Origin of the sequence: Pseudomonas izuensis, from assembly GCF_009861505.1 — a bacterium.
Taxonomy (GTDB): domain Bacteria; phylum Pseudomonadota; class Gammaproteobacteria; order Pseudomonadales; family Pseudomonadaceae; genus Aquipseudomonas; species Aquipseudomonas izuensis.
This window is the reverse complement of the sequence record NZ_WTFT01000066.1, coordinates 1-3050: the sequence shown is the minus strand read 5'-3', so window position 1 is coordinate 3050 and position 3050 is coordinate 1. Positions and strand designations below refer to the sequence as shown.

3 protein-coding genes and 1 pseudogene are annotated in these 3050 nt (G+C 54.6%); 2 read left to right on the top strand and 2 right to left on the bottom strand.

Going from position 1 to position 3050, the window contains the following annotated elements; genetic code table 11:
• Both GPL81_RS31665 and GPL81_RS30625 read right to left on the bottom strand, forming a co-directional pair.
• A partial coding sequence (locus tag GPL81_RS31665) for a copper resistance system multicopper oxidase (RefSeq protein ID WP_246219013.1) occupies positions 1-1182 on the bottom strand: 1182 nt, incomplete at its 3' end.
• A gap of 212 nt (positions 1183-1394) precedes the next feature.
• Positions 1395-1610 (bottom strand): co-regulatory protein PtrA N-terminal domain-containing protein, encoded by a 216-nt coding sequence (locus GPL81_RS30625; RefSeq protein WP_160109827.1) that lies wholly within the window; start codon positions 1608-1610, stop codon positions 1395-1397.
• A 355-nt stretch (positions 1611-1965) separates the two neighbouring features.
• Between GPL81_RS30625 and GPL81_RS30620 the strand changes: the two genes are divergently transcribed.
• Both GPL81_RS30620 and GPL81_RS30615 read left to right on the top strand, forming a co-directional pair.
• Positions 1966-2655 (top strand): heavy metal response regulator transcription factor, encoded by a 690-nt coding sequence (locus tag GPL81_RS30620; RefSeq protein WP_160109826.1) that lies wholly within the window; start codon positions 1966-1968, stop codon positions 2653-2655.
• Positions 2652-3050 (top strand): annotated as a pseudogene (locus GPL81_RS30615) (two-component sensor histidine kinase); the annotation flags it as partial. The gene GPL81_RS30620 and the pseudogene GPL81_RS30615, both read left to right, overlap by 4 nt.

Here is a 3050-nt window from a genome sequence, read left to right as displayed (position 1 = left end):
GCTGTGGTCCATACCGGCCATCTTGCTGTGGTCCATACCGGCCATGCTGCCATGGTCCATTCCCCCCATCCCCATGTCATCCATGGTCAAAAGCGGGCGCGGATCAGTTGCCGGTACCGGCGCACTCAACCCCTCGCGCAGGGCCAAGGTGCCGCGGGCATAGCCGGTGCGATCCATGGACTGGGCGAAAATGGTGTAAGCCTCTGCACTGGCAGGCTCGACGATCACGTCATAGGTTTCCGCCACGGCAATGCGAAACTCATCGACGCTGACCGGCTTGACGTGCTGGCCATCGGCTGCCACGACGGTCATTTTCAAGCCTGGAATACGGACGTCGAAGTAGCTCATGGCAGAGCCGTTAATGAAGCGCAGGCGAAGTTTTTCTCCCGGCTTAAAAATTCCGGTCCAATTGCCATTAGGGGCCTGACCGTTCATGAGATAGGTGTAAGTATCTCCACTGACGTCGGCGAGATCGGTGGGGTTCATTTTCATTTCGGCCCACATTTTCCGATCCGCCACCGCCGCGGACCAACCCTTCTCGCTCACATCGTCGATGAAGTCGCCTACGGTCCGCTTGTGGTGGTTGTAGTAGTCCGACTGTTTTTTGAGCTTGGCCATGACTCGGCCAGGATCTTCATCGGTCCAATCAGACAACATCACCACGTAGTCGCGGTTGTATTGGAAAGGCTCAGGCTCTTTGGCATCGATCACGATCGGCCCGTAGACACCGACCTGTTCCTGCATGCCCGAGTGACTGTGGTACCAATAGGTGCCGTTCTGATGCACCTTGAATTTGTACTCGTACATGCCGTCGGGCGCGATGCCATGAAAACTCAAGCCCGGCACGCCATCCATATTGGCCGGCAGGATGATCCCATGCCAATGGATGGAGGTGTCCTGATCCAGGCGGTTTTTCACCCGCAGTGTGACCGTATCCCCTTCACGCCACCGCAGCAGAGGCCCCGGCAAAGTGCCATTGATGGTCATGGCTGTACGCGGCGAACCGGTGATGTTCACTGGGGTTTCGCCAATGAACAGGTCAAATTCGTTACCGGTGAGTACACTCGGCAGACCCGGGCTGCTCACGGCCCATACAGGAGTGCGCCACAGACCAAGACCGCCGAGAATGCCACCAGCGGCCAGGCCTTTGACGAAGGTCCGCCTAGAGGTTTTGGAATGCATGCCGTTTATATCCAATCAGTCAAAAGGGAAATCGCGCGAAACACACTGAGCGTTGTGCTTACCGGTTGGGGGCGTGCTCTCAGGAGTTCGTCGCGAATCCAGATGAGCCTTGCCCGCCGCCGCAAATGACAAAATTCATACGGCAGGCGAGCGCTGAAATTGCCACACTTTAACCACCGAAGTGATTACATTTCTGTCAGCTTGGGATCGCATCAATTCGCTGAGTATTTGGCTTGGTTGACAGCCTTAACGTTGCTCTGAGCTACAGGAGCTTGATCGACTCGCTTTTGGGCAGCTTGATACGCTTCCATTGCGTTCTTCTTTGCTGCTTCCATACGAGCGAATGTCCGGTCACCACCACCTGAGGCCATAGCCAGAGATGAGACGGTCAAAGCGGCAATGATCAACAGTGCTTTCATGGATTTCATTGGGGGGATCCTCGAATAATATTTGCTTAACCCGTTGAACCCACATCAAGAGATGATTCGCGGGGGGAGTGAGCTCAAGGCTCGATACAACTTTAAGACTCTCCCCCTGTCAGGAACCTTAGGTGAAAATTACAGTTCTGTAAGATTTTGATTTTCTGAATAAATTTAGAAAGCCAAACGTAATCGTCTGCGCAACACAACCTCCTGACTTCAACGCTAAGGGCAATGATGTGCCGAGCCCCAGACAACCCTCGCTGACATCTACCGGAGCCCAACATTACTTTTCTGTCAGTTGCTGGTTGGCTGGACGGATTCGTTGCAAACTCACTCCTATCATCACTTGAGAGCCACCCCCATGAGACTTTTGGTTGCGGAAGACGAGCCAAAGATAGGTATCTATTTGCAGCAAGGCCTCACTGAGGCGGGCTTTAACGTGGATCGCTATACCAATGGTACCGAGGCCCTTCAACATGCCTTGAGCGAAGCGTATGACCTGCTGATTCTGGACGTCATGATGCCGGGTATGGACGGGTGGGAAGTACTCCGGAAGGTGCGCGCCTGCGGCAAAGATGTCCCCGTGCTTTTCCTGACTGCTCGCGACCGCGTTGAAGATCGGGTCAAGGGACTTGAGCTCGGCGCTGATGATTACCTGATCAAACCCTTCGCATTTTCTGAATTGCTGGCTCGGGTCAGAACGCTGTTGCGTCGCGGCAATAGTGCTCCCACTCTACCCCGCATGAAACTGGCTGATCTTGAAGTCGACCTGCTCAAGCGCAGGGCCATTCGAGGAGGTAAACGCATAGACCTTACGGCCAAAGAATTTGCGCTATTGGAGTTGCTGCTCCGACGCCGGGGCGAAGTGCTGCCAAAATCGCTCATCGCCTCGCAAGTCTGGGACATGAACTTCGACAGCGATACCAACGTGATCGAGGTCGCGGTTAGAAGGCTCAGGGCGAAGATTGATGACGACTTTGAAGTCAAGCTGATCCACACCGCACGTGGTATGGGCTATATGATCGACTCACCGGACTCTGACTCGGAATGAACCGTCTATCCCTAACGACGCGCATGAGCCTGCTGTTCATGCTTGCGGTGACGGCCGTCCTCACTGTCGCCGGGCTCAGCTTCAACCACCTCAGCCAGCATCATTTCAAGATGCTGGATCAGCAGGCCTTGACCGAAAAGCTCCAATCCACCCAGCGAATCCTGGGAGATCTGACCAGCGTCGATCAATTCAACGAAATAAAGCCCGAATTACAGGCTTTGCTCGGGGCCCACCGTGATTTGACAGCCATCATCCTGGACAGTAAAGGAACGCTGCTTTTCGCTGATCCAAGACCAATCAACGTTCCACAGCAGTTCCGCACGACGTCAAACAGCAATGTGTGGGAGTGGCAGGAACAGGAGCAAATGTTCCGTGGGATGACGGCGGAAGCGATG

What these genes read in the sequence shown, in the direction of transcription:
- GPL81_RS30625 (WP_160109827.1), bottom strand. Translation starts at nt 1,610, where the DNA reads ATGAAATCCATGAAAGCACTGTTGATCATTGCCGCTTTGACCGTCTCA.
- GPL81_RS30620 (WP_160109826.1), top strand. Translation starts at nt 1,966, where the DNA reads ATGAGACTTTTGGTTGCGGAAGACGAGCCAAAGATAGGTATCTATTTG.